The organism is Streptomyces sp. NPDC059852, assembly GCF_042731455.1.
Taxonomy (GTDB): domain Bacteria; phylum Actinomycetota; class Actinomycetes; order Streptomycetales; family Streptomycetaceae; genus Streptomyces.
The window spans coordinates 18,779-33,147 of the sequence record NZ_JBHWJK010000035.1 but is presented as its reverse complement, the minus strand read 5'-3'; the positions used below and the strand labels follow the sequence as shown (position 1 = coordinate 33,147).

13 protein-coding genes are annotated in these 14,369 nt (G+C 71.5%); 6 read left to right on the top strand and 7 right to left on the bottom strand.

The genetic code is table 11. The features are described 5' to 3' along the window. Positions 1 to 24: 24 nt before the first annotated feature. From ACFV46_RS30860 to ACFV46_RS30850, 3 genes are all read left to right on the top strand, one after another. On the top strand, positions 25 to 2,130 hold the full coding sequence (locus tag ACFV46_RS30860) for a trypsin-like peptidase domain-containing protein (protein ID WP_385500643.1): 2,106 nt from the start codon (positions 25 to 27) through the stop codon (positions 2,128 to 2,130). Between the two features lie 140 nt (positions 2,131 to 2,270). Further along, positions 2,271 to 2,717: a sec-independent translocase gene (locus ACFV46_RS30855; RefSeq protein WP_361936745.1), complete on the top strand. Its 447-nt coding sequence runs from the start codon at positions 2,271 to 2,273 to the stop codon at positions 2,715 to 2,717. A 217-nt stretch (positions 2,718 to 2,934) separates the two neighbouring features. Beyond that, positions 2,935 to 3,603, top strand: coding sequence for a hypothetical protein (locus tag ACFV46_RS30850; RefSeq protein ID WP_361936743.1), 669 nt, complete (start codon positions 2,935 to 2,937; stop codon positions 3,601 to 3,603). 625 nt (positions 3,604 to 4,228) lie between these two features. Here ACFV46_RS30850 and ACFV46_RS30845 read toward each other — a convergent pair. From ACFV46_RS30845 to ACFV46_RS30830, 4 genes are all read right to left on the bottom strand, one after another. Beyond that, positions 4,229 to 4,897, bottom strand: coding sequence for a hypothetical protein (locus ACFV46_RS30845; RefSeq protein WP_385500641.1), 669 nt, complete (start codon positions 4,895 to 4,897; stop codon positions 4,229 to 4,231). A gap of 360 nt (positions 4,898 to 5,257) precedes the next feature. Next, positions 5,258 to 6,391: an Mrp/NBP35 family ATP-binding protein gene (locus ACFV46_RS30840; protein ID WP_361936737.1), complete on the bottom strand. Its 1,134-nt coding sequence runs from the start codon at positions 6,389 to 6,391 to the stop codon at positions 5,258 to 5,260. A 43-nt stretch (positions 6,392 to 6,434) separates the two neighbouring features. After that, positions 6,435 to 7,034: a DUF1003 domain-containing protein gene (locus ACFV46_RS30835; RefSeq protein ID WP_361936735.1), complete on the bottom strand. Its 600-nt coding sequence runs from the start codon at positions 7,032 to 7,034 to the stop codon at positions 6,435 to 6,437. Next, on the bottom strand, positions 7,024 to 8,319 hold the full coding sequence (locus ACFV46_RS30830; protein WP_361936733.1) for a magnesium transporter MgtE N-terminal domain-containing protein: 1,296 nt from the start codon (positions 8,317 to 8,319) through the stop codon (positions 7,024 to 7,026). The genes ACFV46_RS30835 and ACFV46_RS30830 overlap by 11 nt, the downstream gene beginning before the upstream one ends. Before the next feature lie 232 nt (positions 8,320 to 8,551). On the opposite strand from ACFV46_RS30830, the gene ACFV46_RS30825 reads away from it, so the two are divergent. Next, on the top strand, positions 8,552 to 9,301 hold the full coding sequence (locus ACFV46_RS30825; RefSeq protein WP_361936731.1) for a hypothetical protein: 750 nt from the start codon (positions 8,552 to 8,554) through the stop codon (positions 9,299 to 9,301). A gap of 182 nt (positions 9,302 to 9,483) precedes the next feature. Here ACFV46_RS30825 and ACFV46_RS30820 read toward each other — a convergent pair whose 3' ends face one another. Continuing rightward, complete coding sequence (locus tag ACFV46_RS30820; RefSeq protein WP_385500639.1) at positions 9,484 to 9,996, bottom strand: hypothetical protein; 513 nt, start codon at positions 9,994 to 9,996, stop codon at positions 9,484 to 9,486. Positions 9,997 to 10,028: 32 nt separating this feature from the next. Further along, positions 10,029 to 11,144 (bottom strand): magnesium and cobalt transport protein CorA, encoded by a 1,116-nt coding sequence (locus tag ACFV46_RS30815; RefSeq protein ID WP_361936727.1) that lies wholly within the window; start codon positions 11,142 to 11,144, stop codon positions 10,029 to 10,031. Positions 11,145 to 11,648: 504 nt separating this feature from the next. Between ACFV46_RS30815 and ACFV46_RS30810 the strand changes: the two genes are divergently transcribed. After that, on the top strand, positions 11,649 to 12,233 hold the full coding sequence (locus tag ACFV46_RS30810; RefSeq protein WP_151785726.1) for a suppressor of fused domain protein: 585 nt from the start codon (positions 11,649 to 11,651) through the stop codon (positions 12,231 to 12,233). 52 nt (positions 12,234 to 12,285) lie between these two features. On the opposite strand, the gene ACFV46_RS30805 is transcribed toward ACFV46_RS30810, so the two are convergent. Further along, a complete protein-coding gene (locus ACFV46_RS30805) occupies positions 12,286 to 13,512 on the bottom strand; it encodes an MFS transporter (RefSeq protein WP_385500637.1) in 1,227 nt (408 codons plus the stop codon). A gap of 172 nt (positions 13,513 to 13,684) precedes the next feature. Between ACFV46_RS30805 and ACFV46_RS30800 the strand changes: the two genes are divergently transcribed. Then, complete coding sequence (locus tag ACFV46_RS30800) at positions 13,685 to 14,326, top strand: DUF6758 family protein (RefSeq protein ID WP_361936723.1); 642 nt, start codon at positions 13,685 to 13,687, stop codon at positions 14,324 to 14,326. The last annotated feature ends 43 nt before the right edge of the window (positions 14,327 to 14,369 follow it).

Genomic DNA, 14,369 nt, shown 5'->3' with positions numbered 1-14,369 from the left:
GCCGAAGTGAGTAGGAAGCAGCGCATGAACGAGGGGAAGCCCACGCGGGCGAAGTGGTGGAACCGCCCCCGGCCGCAGGAGGGTTCCCCGGGCCTGTCCGGCGGTTCCACCGACGGCGACTTCGAACTGGCCCGCCCCGCGCGGCCCGAGAACACACCGGGCACGGACGACGACTACACCCTCCCACCCGCCACCGCCGACGGCGACTTCGAACTCGCCGGCCCGCAACGGCCGCCGGTACCCCAACCGCGCGAGGCGGAGGGGGAGTCGGGGGCGGACCCGGCAGCGGAGACGCCGCTCACGCCCGCCTCGGGCCCCGAGTCGCCGGCGGGGGACGCGGGGACGGGCCCGGAAGCCACGCCCGCTCCCGTCGCCCCCGCTGAGGCTCCCTCGGTACCCCAGCCCCGAGACGGCGAGGGGAGCGCCGGGGCGCAGACGGCAGCGGAGGCGCCGGTCACGCCCGCGTCGGCCCCCACCACCCTGGCGGGGAACGCCGGCTCGGGGCCGGAGGCGGCGCCGGCTCCCAGCAGCGCCGCCGAGGCCCCGATCGCCCCCGCCGACGCCCCCGTCGCCCCCACAGCGCCCCAGGACACGAGCCGGCGGCCCCTGCACGACCCCGACCCCTACAGCACGCCGCCCTACGGTGAGCCCGGCCCCTGGGCGCCCGCGCCGCCGGTCCAGCACCCGGCGGCCACCCCGGCCCACGGCACCCCGGCAGCGCCCGGACTCCACGGGCAGGTGACCCCTGCCCAGTCGGCGCCGCCGTCGGGCCCACCCGCACCCCGCCAACACGCCGCCCCCGTCCAGGCGGCGCCCGCACCCCACCACCCGGCGCCCCCCGCTGCCCCCGCCCACGCCGTGCCCGATCCCGCGTTCGCGGACGCGCCGCCGCCTGCCGCTCCCGCGGCGCCCGGGGCTCCCGGCGCTTCCGGTGCCCCCCTCGACCCCTGGCGGAACTACGACCCCTGGGCGCGCGCGGCAGCGCCACTGCAGGAGAGCGGGGCCAAGGTGCGCCGGCGGAGGCGGGGGAAGGGGGCACTCCTCGTCGGCGCCCTCGTCATCGCCCTCGTCTCCGGCGGCGTCGGCGGAGCCCTCGGGGCCTACCTCGAACGCAACGGCGGCCTGGACACCGTGAAGCTGCCGCAGGCCGGCGCCGAGGCACCCGGCCGGGCCCCCGACAGCGTCGCCGGGATCGCCGCCCGGGCCCTGCCCAGCGTCGTCACCCTGCATGTGAGCGGCCGTTCGGAACAGGGGACCGGCACCGGGTTCGTGCTCGACGACCGCGGCCACATCCTGACCAACAACCACGTCGTCGAACCCGCCGGGGACGACGGCGAGATATCCGTGACCTTCCACAGCGGCGACACCGCCAAGGCCACCGTGGTCGGCCGGGACAGCGGCTACGACCTCGCGGTCGTGAAGGTCACCGGCGTCAGCGGCCTGCGGCCCCTGCCGCTCGGCAACTCCGAGAACGTCCAGGTCGGCGACCCGGTCGTCGCCATCGGCGCCCCCTTCGACCTCGAAGGCACCGTCACCTCCGGCATCATCAGCGCCAAGCAGCGGCCCATCACCGCCGGCGGCGAGAGCGGGGACGGCACCGACGTGTCGTACGTCGACGCCCTGCAGACCGACGCGCCCATCAACCCCGGCAACTCCGGCGGCCCGCTGCTCGACGGTGCCGGCCGGGTCGTCGGCATCAACTCCGCCATCCGTTCCGCGGGCAGCGGCGCCGAGCCCGACGGCGGCCAGGCCGGCTCCATCGGCCTCGGCTTCGCCATCCCGGTGAACCAGGCCAAGCGCGTCGCGGAGGAACTGATCAACACCGGCAGGGCCACCCACCCGGTGATCGGCGTCACCCTGGACATGGGGTACAGCGGCGACGGCGCCAGGGTCGGGACGAAGGACGGCGACGGCGGCCCCGCAGTCACCAAGGGCGGACCCGGCGCCCAGGCCGGCATCGAGCCCGGCGACGTCATCACCGAGATCGACGGGGCACGCGTGCACTCCGGCGAGGAACTGATCATCAAGACCCGCGCCCATCGCCCCGGCGACCGCCTGGAGCTGACGCTGAAGCGGGACGGCAAGGAGATCACGCTGAGCCTGACGCTGGGCTCGTCGAGCGGGCGGTGAGACTCACACCGGTCTCACACCGCCCGGCACAGTACCGGTCGTGGTGGATCGCCGGGTAACGTGGGGGCGGCCCGGACCACGGAAAGACCCGCACGCGACCACCGAGGGCCGAGGACCGAGGACATCGCAAGGAGCTTCAGGTGTTCAATGACATAGGACCGCTCGAGCTGGTGACGCTGATCGTCCTCGCCGTGCTCGTCTTCGGTCCGGACAAGCTCCCCAAGGTCATCCAGGACGTCACGCGGACGATCCGCAAGATCCGCGAGTTCTCGGAGAGCGCCAAGCAGGACATCCGCAAGGAACTCGGCCCGGAGTTCAAGGACTTCGAGTTCGAGGACCTCAACCCCAAGACCTTCATCCGCAAGCAGCTGGACAACGAGGAACTGGGGCTGAAGGAGATCCGCAACGGCTTCGACCTGAAGAAGGAGATGGCCGAGGTCACCGACGCCGTCCACGGCCGGGAGACCGAGCCGCCGGTCACGCCTGCCGCCGGGGCGGCCCCCTCGGTGGGCGGCCGGGTCGACATGACGAAGAAGCCGGAGACCCCGCGCGTCGAGCACCCGCCGTACGACGCCGACGCCACCTGAGAGACCCGGCGCCCCGCCCGTACGTGACGCTTCTCATACTCCGGCCGGACCCCCGCACGGCCTGAACCGGCCGTCCGCGCGCCTCGCGCGCCGGGCGGCTTCCCGGCTGTCAGCAGCGGTGTGGCTATGCTGCCGAGTTGTTGTGCGGACTGGACGAGTACGCCCGAAGGGGGGCGGGCCGGGCTGGTCCGGCGAGATCGAGGAGGCGTCCGGGCACATGGAGACGACGAGTCAGACGACGAGTCGGGCGGCCGCGCAGGCATCGACCGAGGAGGGCGGCCGGCCGGTCCCCTCCGCCCGGCGCACGGTCGACGGCTACCTGCTGGCGCCCTTCCCCTGGTACGGCCTCGACGAGGCGTTCACCGGGCCGCGCTGGCTGATGCAGGTCGGCACGGCGGCCGACGGGGCCGTGGAACACGGCTCGATCGGGCACGGTGACGAACCGTCCGTGCTCAACGAGGCGGCGGAGGGCCGCGAGAAGTTCGCGGTGGTCGTGACCGTCGCGGCCAACCCGTCCCGCCGCAGCGCCGACGGCACGGGCCTGCTGGAGGCCACCACGGTCTCCTCGGCGGCCTGGCTGGCCGGCGTCGGACTGCTGTCCTTCACCTGGCCGGGCCAGATGGACCACTCGCTGCGGGACGACTGGCTCGACCAGCAGACCGAGACGGCCTGGGCGCTCGCCGACGACCTCGACGGGCCGGACTGGTCGACGCTGTCCCTGCCGGTGGACGGGGTGCCGACCCCGTTCCACTACCGGGAGTCCGAGTTCGGCTGGGTCCTCGCGGGCTCCACCCAGGAGGGCGTCCACCTGGGCGCGTACGGCCGCGGGATGAGCGCGTACGGCCTGGGCTTCGCCATGATCAAGGACATCGCGTCCTACGCCTGACCCGTACGACGAAGGGGCGCCGCGAACACCGCGGCGCCCCTTCGTCACGCGTACGCCCGTGAGGGCGGGACGGACGTCAGAACTCGATCTACTTCGCCGAGAGCGACCTGATCCGCTACCGCAAGCGATTCGTGGCGCCGAAGCCCGACGAGCCGCACCTTGTCTACGACGGGGACCCCGAGTCCGTACTCAAGACTCTGCATTCGGAGCTGGACCGCTCATAGCCGGGAGCACGACGCCACCAGGGCACGAGTTACAGGTTTCTCTACCTCATCAAGGCCCGCGCACGGCGCGGGCGCGCGCCGCCTCTGCGGCGCGGCCTGCCTCCTGTCTGCGCCCCGGCTGGCCGCGCCCGGCGGCTGCGGGCACGAAGTGGGAGACACCCTCTGTGGCTGGGGCGGTCGGCTCCACGGCTTTAGGCAGCCACTTTGGGGCGAGCCTCTAAGATCATGGCCCCAACGTCGTGCTTTAACGGGCAGGTCCACAGACTGCCCGACGCGCCGGAAGCTTACGGGGCCATGATCACTCGCCCCAAAGCAGCTCCCGCCCAAAGCCGCTCCACCGACCTCACGTACTCCCGTGCGGTCCCTGTGGGCCGACCGTGGCCTCTACGAGGAACTTGTCATCAGCCGATGCCGCTCATGTCTAGCACCTTGGCCCTGTCCGGGGGCTGCACGTCCAATGGCTCATCGAAGGCGCTGAACGACGTAGTGGTGTCGAACTCGTCGTCCTTGTAGACGACCTTGAGGATGTACGGCTTACTCTCAGCAGCGACGTAGAAGGTGAAGGAGCCATCCTTCTCGTCGGTTACCTTCAACGGAATCACTGGGGCGCCGTTGACCTTGGTCGGTTCGCCCTTGTCCACCCGCCCGAAAGAGGCGAACTCATGCGTGCACTGGGAGAGCCCGTCTCCCGGCTGCGACTTGCTGGCAGGGGTTTTGACCCAACGGTCCTGCTCGTCCGCGCCGGCCATGCGCCGGCCCGACTCCTCAAGGTAGATCCGATTTGGGCGGACGTAGTCCGTCCCGTCGATCCGGATTTGTTCGAGGCTGGCACCCGTGGCCGAGGTCGACTTGAACGCGCACTTGCCCTTGAGGTCGGTCGTCAGACGGCTGGAGAAGTCATCACCCCCGGTCACCTTGGTGACCGTGTCGATGGTCACTGATTTCAGAGCACCCATCGTGGCATTCGCGTCGTCAAACATCTGATCAGCGGAGAGCGGCTCCGCCGCGCTGCCATCTGCACAGCCAGTCACGGCGATCCCCACGACCAGGCAGGCCAGGGCCGCCGTCATGGCGGTCGGTATCGTTCGCACAAGAACCCCCCTCAGGTCTGAGCCGGATCATGCTAAGGGACTCGGGCCGCCCCGCAGCCGTCGAGGGACAGTTGCGGTGTAGCAGCGCAGTACAGCAACCACCATGACCGCAGCAGATCCTCTGCGCCCTCAGGCAGCCGCCTGGCCATCCTGACAAACCTCAGCAACCGCGACGCCCATAGTTCGCATCGAGGGGGAAGGCGCGCCACGCCCCCGCTCGGGCCGTCTCTGGGCCGTGCGGGGGCGCCTAACGACCACCAACGTTGACAGACGTCGACGGCTCCGCCGCTGGTCAGAAGTTTGACCAGTGACGGAGCCGCAGACCGCAGACGTGCGAGTTCAGAACTTGTTCTTCGGCGTGATCCCCAGCGACAGACCCGACAGGCCGCGCTGCCGCCCGCCCAGCTTGCCCGCGATCGAGCGCAGGGCCGCGCCCGCCGGGGAGTCCGGGTCGCTCAGGACGACCGGCCTGCCCTCGTCGCCGCCCTCGCGGAGGCGGACGTCGATCGGGATGCTGCCGAGGACCGGGACCGTCGCACCCGTGGTGCGGGTCAGGCCGTCGGCGACCGTCTGGCCGCCACCGGTGCCGAACACGTCGACCATCTCGCCGCAGTGCGGGCAGGGCAGGCCCGACATGTTCTCGACCACGCCGACGATCTTCTGGTGGGTCTGCACGGCGATGGAGCCGGCCCGCTCGGCCACCTCGGCGGCGGCCTGCTGCGGGGTCGTCACGACCAGGATCTCGGCGTTCGGGACGAGCTGCGCGACCGAGATCGCGATGTCGCCGGTGCCGGGCGGCAGGTCCAGGAGCAGGACGTCGAGGTCGCCCCAGTACACGTCCGCGAGGAACTGCTGGAGCGCGCGGTGCAGCATCGGGCCGCGCCACACCACCGGTGCGTTGCCCGGGGTGAACATGCCGATGGAGATGACCTTCACGCCGTTCGCCGACGGCGGCATGATCATGTTCTCGACCTGGGTCGGGCGCCCGTCGGCACCCAGCATGCGCGGCACGCTGTGGCCGTAGATGTCGGCGTCGACGACGCCCACCTTCAGACCGTCGGCCGCCATGGCCGCCGCCAGGTTCACCGTCACCGAGGACTTGCCGACGCCGCCCTTGCCGGACGCGACCGCGTACACGCGGGTCAGGCTGCCCGGCTTGGCGAAGGGCACCTCACGCTCGGCCTGGCCGCCGCGCAGGGCGTTCGCCAGCTCCTTGCGCTGCTCGTCGCTCATCACGTCGAGCGTGACGTCGACCCGGGTGACGCCCTCGACGCGGGAGACCGCGTCCGTCACGCGCTGCGTGATGGTGTCGCGCATCGGGCAGCCGGAGACCGTCAGGTACACGGTGACCGCGACCGCACCGTCCGCACCGATCTCCACCGACTTGACCATCCCCAGCTCGGTGATGGGGCGGTTGATCTCGGGGTCGTTCACCGTCGCCAGTGCCTCGCGCACCGCGTCTTCCGTAGCCATAAGGACGATGGTACGGCCCGGTAGCCATGCCCCGGTAAGGCCGTCAGCGGTCGTCTACGTCACGTCCCGGCGACCGTTCCGCCGGGAATACCCCGCCCTCGCGGTGCCCGTTCTGCCGCTCCTCCAGCTCTTTCATCAGGTCCTGCAGCTCCGAGCGCATCCAGTCGCGGGTGGCGACCTCGCCCAGCCCGACCCGCAGCGCCGCGACCTCGCGGGTCAGGAACTCGGTGTCGGCGATCGACCGCTCGTTCTGCTTGCGGTCCTGTTCGAGGTTGACCCGGTCGCGGTCGTCCTGCCGGTTCTGCGCGAGCAGGATCAGCGGGGCCGCGTACGACGCCTGCAGGGACAGGGCCAGCGTCAGGAAGATGAACGGGTACTCGTCGAAGCGCAGCTCGCTGGGCGCCGCGATGTTCCACAGCACCCACAGGATGATCACGACCGTCATCCACACCAGGAACCGCCCGGTGCCGATGAACCGGGCGATCCGCTCCGACAGCCGCCCGAAGGCGTCCGGGTCCCACTCGGGCAGGATGCGGCGGCGCGGCGGGCGCGGCTGGTCCAGCCGGGTCCGCGGTCCCCGTCCGGCGGCGGTCGCGCCCGCCGTCGCGCGCTCGCGTCCGCCGCTCTCGCGCTCAGGAGCCATCCGGGCCCCTTCCCTCGCCGGAGTCCTCGTCCAGGTGGAACTCGGTCTCCCGCCAGTCGTCGGGCAGCATGTGGTCCAGGACGTCGTCCACGGTCACCGCGCCCAGCAGCGACCCCGAGTCGTCGACGACGGGCGCCGCGACCATGTCGTACGTCGCGAAGAACCCGGCGACGACCGGCAGGGTCGCGTCCGGCTCCAGGGCCTCCAGCGCCTCGTCCACCATGGAGCTGACCAGGGTGTACGGGGGGTCGCGCAGCAGCCGCTGGAAGTGGACCGTGCCGAGGTACTTGCCGGTGGGGGTCTCGTCGGGCGGGCGGCACACGTAGACCTGGGCGGCCAGGGCCGGGGACAGGTCGGGGTGCCTGATACGGGCCAGGGCGTCGGCGACGGTGGCGTCGGGCCGCAGGATGATCGGCTCGGTCGTCATCAGACCGCCGGCGGTGTGCTCCTCGTACGACATCAGACGGCGCATGTCGGCCGCGTCCGAGGGCTGCATCAGGCTCAGCAGCCGCTCCTGCTCGTCCGGGGGCAGCTCGCCGAGCAGGTCGGCCGCGTCGTCCGGGTCCATGGCCTCCAGGACGTCGGCGGCGCGCTCCTGCTTCAGCTTGCCGAGGATCTCGATCTGGTCGTCCTCCGGCAGCTCCTCCAGCACGTCGGCGAGGCGGTCGTCGTCCAGGGCGGCGGCGACCTCGGCACGGCGCTTGGGGGAGAGGTGGTGCAGCACGTTGGCGAGGTCGGCGGGCCGCAGCTGCTCGAACGTGGCCAGCAGGTTCTCCGCGCCCTGGCCCTGCTCCTCCGCGGAGAACCCGGTGACCGCGGACCACTCGACCGTCAGCGACTCGCCCTTGGCCCTCCGGAAGGCGCCGCCCCGGCCGCCCTTGCGGACGAACACCTTGTCGATCTCCCAGTCCCGGCGGGCGGGCAGCTGCTGCACCGACAGATCCAGGACGGTGACCTCCTCGTCGGTCTCCACCAGCGTGACGCGCCGGTCGAGCAGTTCGCCGAAGACCAGCCGCTCGGTGGGCCGCTGCTCGAACCGGCGCACGTTCAGCACCCCGGTCGTGATGACCTGACCGGACTCGATGCTGGTCACCCGGGTCATCGGCAGGAAGATACGGCGCCGGGTGGACAGCTCGACCACCAGGCCGAGCAGCCGCGGTGGGCGCCGGCCCACGCGCAGCATGACGACCAGATCCCGCACCCGGCCCACCTGGTCGCCGTTCGGGTCGAACACGGCGACACCGGCGAGGTGCGAGACGAAGATCCGGGGGGCGCCGGCTGCCATGACTCAGGCTCCTCTGCGTGCGGGTCGGCCGAATTGCTGATGCTGCTGTGACGGGGTGCCGCGCCGGCGGCGCCCTTTCCCCATTGCCCGCTCACGTGGGCTTCAGGCTAGCCCGTCCGTATCCGGTCCGCCCTGGTGAGCGGTCCGGACGGACTGGCTCCGTCCAGCGCCCCGCGCCCCGGTACGCTGCCGTACGCCGCTCGGGTACCACGACAGAAAGGCAGCCCCACCTGTGACTGCGATTCCCCACGGCCGCCCCCGCAAGGCCGCGCTGGTGTCCGCCATGTGCGCCCTGGTCGTGTCGGCGACGGGGCTGACGGGATGCAGCAGCGAGGACCCGGACGCGGGGACGAACGGGGTCGGGAAGCTGCCGCCGGCCGAGATCCAGCGCAAGACCCGGGCCGCCGCCGACTCCGCCCAGGCGGTGCACCTCTCGGGGAACGTGGTCACCAGCGGACGCACCTACCGGCTCGACATGCGGCTGAAGGCCGACGGTGCGACCGGCTCCGTCACCGCGCGCGGGTCCACGTTCCATCTGCTGCGCGTCGGCGAGCAGCTGTTTTTGAAGGCCGACGCCGGCTTCTGGAGCGACGCGGGCACGGACGGCAAGACGGACGCCGGGGCCGTCGACAAGCTGGACGGCAAGTACGTGAAGGTGCCGCAGGGCGACCCTTCGTACAAGAAGTTCAGCGGGTTCACCGAGAAGGACGTGCTGCTCGACGGGCTGCTGGCGCTGCACGGCGAGGTGACCACGGACGGGCACCACGAGCAGGCGGGCCTGCGCACCATCCGGCTCTCCGGGGACGGCGGCGACGGCGGCACCCTCGACGTCTCCCTGGAGGGCAAGCCCTACCCGCTGCTGCTGACCCGCGCGGGGGGCGCCGGCACCCTCACCTTCTCGGCGTGGGGCAAGGACTTCCCCCTGGAGAAGCCGAACAAGGACGACACCGTGGACTACGGCAGGCAGCTGCCGTCGTCCTGAGCTCCCTAGGTCGTGTCCGCAAAGTCCCGCCTGCCGCCCGGCGCCCGGCACGCACTCTCGCCGCACCGGCCGCCCACCCGCGTACAACCAGTACGCGGGAGTCCGCCCGGCACGCCGAGAGCACGCACCGGACACCGCTCGGCCCGCCCTACGGGCGAACGACGGGACTTTGCGGACACGACCTAGCCCCGCTTGCGGCGCTTGGCCAGCAGGCGCGGCAGCCCGGCCGGGACCGGGTGGCGGGTCGTCGCCGGTGTCGGTACGGGGACCTCGGCGAGGGAGCCGTCGGGCAGCGGGGCCGGCGCTCCCGCCGGCTCCAGACGCAGCACCCGGCACTTACGCGCCCAGCGCTCGGGCATCGCCTCGCCGTCCGGGGCGTTCAGGCGCTTGCCCTTGAGGTCGGCGACGGCGGCCTCCCACGCCTCGGTCCGCGCCGCCAGCTCGACGACCCGCGCCGGCCAGGACACCAGCCGGCCGCCCTTGTCCTTGCTGCGCACGGTGACCTCGACGGCGGCCCCGTCGGCCAGGCCGGGCAGCGGCTGCTCCCCCGGGCCGTCGCCCACGACACACGCGGCACCCTCGTGCCACACGTGCCACAGCGCGCGGGCCGGGACGCCCGGCGCCGTGACCCAGACGAGGCCGGACTTCTTCGTGGCCTCCTCGACGAGGGCCTGGTCGAGCAGCTCGCTTGTCATGGCCCAAGCCTATCCAGCGGGGCCCGGCCGGATCAGAGCCAGCCGTTGCGCTTGAGCGTGCGGTGGATGCCCAGGCAGATCGCCACCGTCACGCTGAGGATCACCGGGTAGCCGTACTTCCAGTGCGTCTCCGGCATGTAGTCGAAGTTCATGCCGTACACCCCGCAGACCATCGTCGGGACGGCGATGATCGCCGCCCACGAGGTGATCTTGCGCATGTCCTCGTTCTGCGCGACGGACGCCTGGGCGAGGTTGGCCTGGAGGATCGAGTTCAGCAGTTCGTCGAAGCCGATGACCTGCTCGTGCACGCGCGCGACATGGTCGGCGACGTCCCGGAAGTACTTCTGGATGTCGGGGTCGATCAGCCGCATCGGCCGCTCGCTCAGCAGCTGCATCGGGCGCAGCAGCGGCGACACCGCCCGCTTGAACTCCAGCACCTCGCGCTTGAGTTGGTAGATCCGGCCGGCGTCCGTGCCGCGCGGCGCGCCCTTGCGGCCCGGCGAGAAGACCTCGGTCTCCACCTCGTCGATGTCGTCCTGCACGGCGTCGGCGACGGCGATGTAGCCGTCCACGACGTGGTCGGCGATGGCGTGCAGCACCGCGGACGGGCCCTTCGCGAGCAGCTCGGGGTCGTCCTGGAGCCGGTGCCGCAGCGCCCGCAGCGAGCCCTGACCGCCGTGCCGGACGGTGATGAAGAAGTCCCGGCCGGTGAAGCACATCACCTCACCGGTCTCCACGACCTCGCTGTTGGCGGTGAGGCGGTCGTGCTCGACGTAGTGCACCGTCTTGAACACGGTGAACAGGGTGTCGTCGTAGCGCTCCAGCTTGGGCCGCTGGTGCGCCTGCACGGCGTCCTCGACGGCCAGCGGGTGCAGCCCGAACTCACCGGCGATACCGGCGAATTCCGCCTCGGTGGGCTCGTGCAGCCCGATCCAGACGAAGCCTCCGTCGCGGCGCACCTGGCGCATCGCCTCGTGGGGCGTCAGCGGCGTCGCGGTCGCCAGGCGGGCGCCGTCGCGGTAGACGGCGCAGTCGACGACGGCGGAGGGCGTCGCGGGGTCACGGGTGGTCTCGTACGGGCCGCTCTCCTTGCGCAGCGAGATGCGGGACGGGCGGACCACGGCACGCAGGTCGCGGATCATCGACATGAGCAGGCTCCTTCGCGACGGGCAACGAAGCGCGCGCGTACCGCCGCACGGGTGGAACTGCCCGGAATGAGGACGTCCTGACCTCAGGATGTTTGGTACGTCCACAAAGCGGGGAGCACCGCACCGTTGCGGTGATGGGCTTCGTTGCTGAAACAGATCAGACCGATCAGGCAAAGCGAAACGAAGTGCTCTTCCGCGTCAGGACACGAGCGTGAAAGGCGGCGGTCAGCCGGAGCCGGAACAGCCGAGCCAGCTACATCAACGGCGGGAAGAGCGAGTGGTACTGCACGGTCGACTTCGATCCATGACAGCCCCACCTCCTCCGGCCGGTCCCTCGTGAGGGACGTTCCATACCCCTAAGGGGTTCCCCGTACGGGAGTATTCAGGCGTCGGGACTCGTTCGCGATGCCTCGGCATGCTGCCCGAACACCGGGCAAGAGTATCAGCCGACCGAAGTGTCAAGGCGCTGCTTTGCCGCGTCCTGACGAGTTCTATGCTCGCGGCATGGCTGATGTTCTTCCCCTGGTCGAGGCCCGGCTCCGCACCGCCCTCGGTGAACCGGACGCCCGCGCGGCGGTCACCTTCCTCGGCACGGACCGCGTAGAGGTGCTCCGCTTCCAGGAGGGCGACATCGTCCGCTACGCGACCCTCGGCATGTCCGCGCACCCCATGACGGACCCGACGGCCGTGATCGCCGACCCCGTCAAGGGCCCCCGCGCCGAGCTGGTCCTGTCTGTCCGCGCCGGTCTCGCCGACACCGACAAGGTGCTCCGCCCGCTCGCGGTCCTCGCCGCGTCCCCGCAGGTGGAGGGTGTCGTCGTGGCGCCCGGCGCCTCCCTCGACGTCGGTGAACCCCTGTGGCCGGGCGCCCCGTTCACCTCGGTCCTGGTCGCCGAGCCGGGCGGCCTCGTGGAGGACCTGGACCTCGACGCCCCGCTCGATCCGGTGAGCTTCCTGCCGCTGCTCCCGATGACGCCGAACGAGGCCGCCTGGAAGCGTGTGCACGGCGCCCAGGCACTCCAGGAGCGCTGGCTGACGCACGGGACGGACCTGCGGGATCCCACCCGCACGTCCGTCCCGCTGACGTGAGCGCCGCCTGAACGGCACGTGAGCGATCTCACCGATCGGCCGTCGGAAAGCGTCAGTTGGCGAACACGGTGACGCTGTCCTGGGTCGCGTGCCGGGTGGCGTGCTCCTCGGTCTCCAGCGTGAGCGCCCTGCGGCGGACTAGGACGACGAGCGCGCCCAGTACCGCCGTGACGGCCGCCACCACGAACGGCACCCGGAGGCTGCCGGTCCACTCCTCGATCCGCGGGGCGAAGAACGGCGCCGCGGCCGCCGCAAACCAGCGGACGAAGTTGTAGCCGGCGCTGGCCACCGGGCGCGGCGCGTCCGACACGCCGAGGGCCAGCTCGGTGTAGACGGTGTTGTTCACCCCGATGAACGCACCCGACAGGATCGTGCAGACCACGGCGGTCGTGTGGTCGCCGTAGCCAAGGACGAGCACGTCGGCCGCGAGCAGGACGAGCGAGCCGCCGAGCACCCGCAGCGAGCCGAAGCGCTTCTGCATACGCGGGGCCACGATCACCGAGAACACGGCGAGCAGCACACCCCACGCGAAGAACACCGCGCCCGACCGGTACGGGCTCATGTCCAGGACGAACGGCGTGAAGGCCAGCACGGTGAAGAACGTGTAGTTGTAGAAGAACGCCGAGGCCGCCGCCGACGCCAGACCGCCGTGGCCGAGCGCGCGGATCGGGTCGAGCACCGAGGTCCTGGTGGCCGGCCTGGGCTGCTCCTTGAGGAACGCGGCGATGCACAGGAAACCGACGGCCATCAGGAACGCGGTGCCGAAGAACGGGTAGCGCCAGCTGGCGTCGCCGAGCAGCGCCCCCAGCAGCGGGCCGCACGCCATGCCGAGCCCGAGGGCGGACTCGTACAGCAGGATCGCCGCCGCGCTTCCGCCGGCCGCGGCTCCGACGATCACCGCGAGGGCGGTGGAGACGAAGAGCGCGTTGCCCAGGCCCCAGCCGGCCCGGAACCCGACCAGTTCGCCGACCGAGCCGGAGGTACCGGCGAGCGCGGCGAAGACGACGACCAGCGCCAGGCCGAGCAGGAGCGTCTTGCGACCGCCGATGCGGCTGGAGACGAAGCCGGTGAGCAGCATCGCCACGGCGGTGATCAGGAAGTACGAGGTGAAGAGCAGCGAGACCTGGCCGGCCGTGGCGTCCAGGCCGCTCGCGATGGACGGCAGGATCGGGTCGACGAGCCCGATGCCCATGAAGGCGACGACGGACGCGCCCGCGGTGGCCCAGACGGCCTTGGGCTGCCGGAGGATGCCGCCGGATCCCGCGTCGAGGGGGTCCATGCCGTTCTCCAATCAGGACTGAGACAGTCGGTGAAAGTGGTTGGTACCTGAACAGATTAGATTAGCTAGCCTAATTAATGCAAGCTGCATCTATATCCGTGGTCCCGCGCGTTCCGTCCGGACGGGTGATCGTCCTTGACGTGGCGCGGATGGGGTAGGACCGTGGGGCCCTATGAGGGGCGAACCCAGTTGCCCGAAGTGCGGTGGCCGGGTCAGGGCTCCCGGACTCTTCGCCGACACCTGGCAGTGCGACGTGCACGGCGCCGTGCACCCGGTGCAGCCCGTGATCCCGCCCAGCGTCGAGGCGCTCGGAGTGGTCGTGCACCGCACGCGGGTGCCCGTGTGGATGCCGTGGCCGCTGCCGATCGGGTGGCTGTTCACGGGCGTCGCCGGCGCTGGCGACGACCGCAGCGGCGGACGCGCGAGCGCCGTGGCCTGTTCCGGGCCCGGACCGCTCGGCGGCCCCGGCGAGCTGATCCTGGTCGCCGAGGAGCTCGGCGTCGGGCTCGGCGCCCGCTACGCCGGGATCGACGGACCCGACCCGGGTGCGTACATCGACGTCGAGAAACCGCCGCAGGCCAAGGTCCTCGCCACCGGCCGCCCGACCCCGCTGTGGCATGTCTCCGGCACCCCCGACGACCGTGCCGTCTTCGCCGGCGAGGCGCTCGGGGTGTGGCTGTGGGCGATCATGTGGCCCGAGCAGTCCGGGCTGCTCATGTACGACGAACTGGTGCTGACCGATCTGCGGGACGCCGGCGCCGAGGTGGAACTGGTCCCCTGCGGGGCGCTGTCCCCGCGCCTGCTCGAGCCCTAGAGGCGGACCCCCGTGTAGGGGGCGCCGGTGGTGTGCGGGTGTG

Coding starts and splice junctions, on each gene's coding strand:
- ACFV46_RS30860 (WP_385500643.1), top strand. CDS start 25: ATGAACGAGGGGAAGCCCACGCGGGCGAAGTGGTGGAACCGCCCCCGG.
- ACFV46_RS30850 (WP_361936743.1), top strand. CDS start 2,935: ATGGAGACGACGAGTCAGACGACGAGTCGGGCGGCCGCGCAGGCATCG.
- ACFV46_RS30845 (WP_385500641.1), bottom strand. CDS start 4,897: ATGACGGCGGCCCTGGCCTGCCTGGTCGTGGGGATCGCCGTGACTGGC.
- ACFV46_RS30840 (WP_361936737.1), bottom strand. CDS start 6,391: ATGGCTACGGAAGACGCGGTGCGCGAGGCACTGGCGACGGTGAACGAC.
- ACFV46_RS30835 (WP_361936735.1), bottom strand. CDS start 7,034: ATGGCTCCTGAGCGCGAGAGCGGCGGACGCGAGCGCGCGACGGCGGGC.
- ACFV46_RS30830 (WP_361936733.1), bottom strand. CDS start 8,319: ATGGCAGCCGGCGCCCCCCGGATCTTCGTCTCGCACCTCGCCGGTGTC.
- ACFV46_RS30820 (WP_385500639.1), bottom strand. CDS start 9,996: ATGACAAGCGAGCTGCTCGACCAGGCCCTCGTCGAGGAGGCCACGAAG.
- ACFV46_RS30815 (WP_361936727.1), bottom strand. CDS start 11,144: ATGTCGATGATCCGCGACCTGCGTGCCGTGGTCCGCCCGTCCCGCATC.
- ACFV46_RS30810 (WP_151785726.1), top strand. CDS start 11,649: ATGGCTGATGTTCTTCCCCTGGTCGAGGCCCGGCTCCGCACCGCCCTC.
- ACFV46_RS30805 (WP_385500637.1), bottom strand. CDS start 13,512: ATGGACCCCCTCGACGCGGGATCCGGCGGCATCCTCCGGCAGCCCAAG.
- ACFV46_RS30800 (WP_361936723.1), top strand. CDS start 13,685: ATGAGGGGCGAACCCAGTTGCCCGAAGTGCGGTGGCCGGGTCAGGGCT.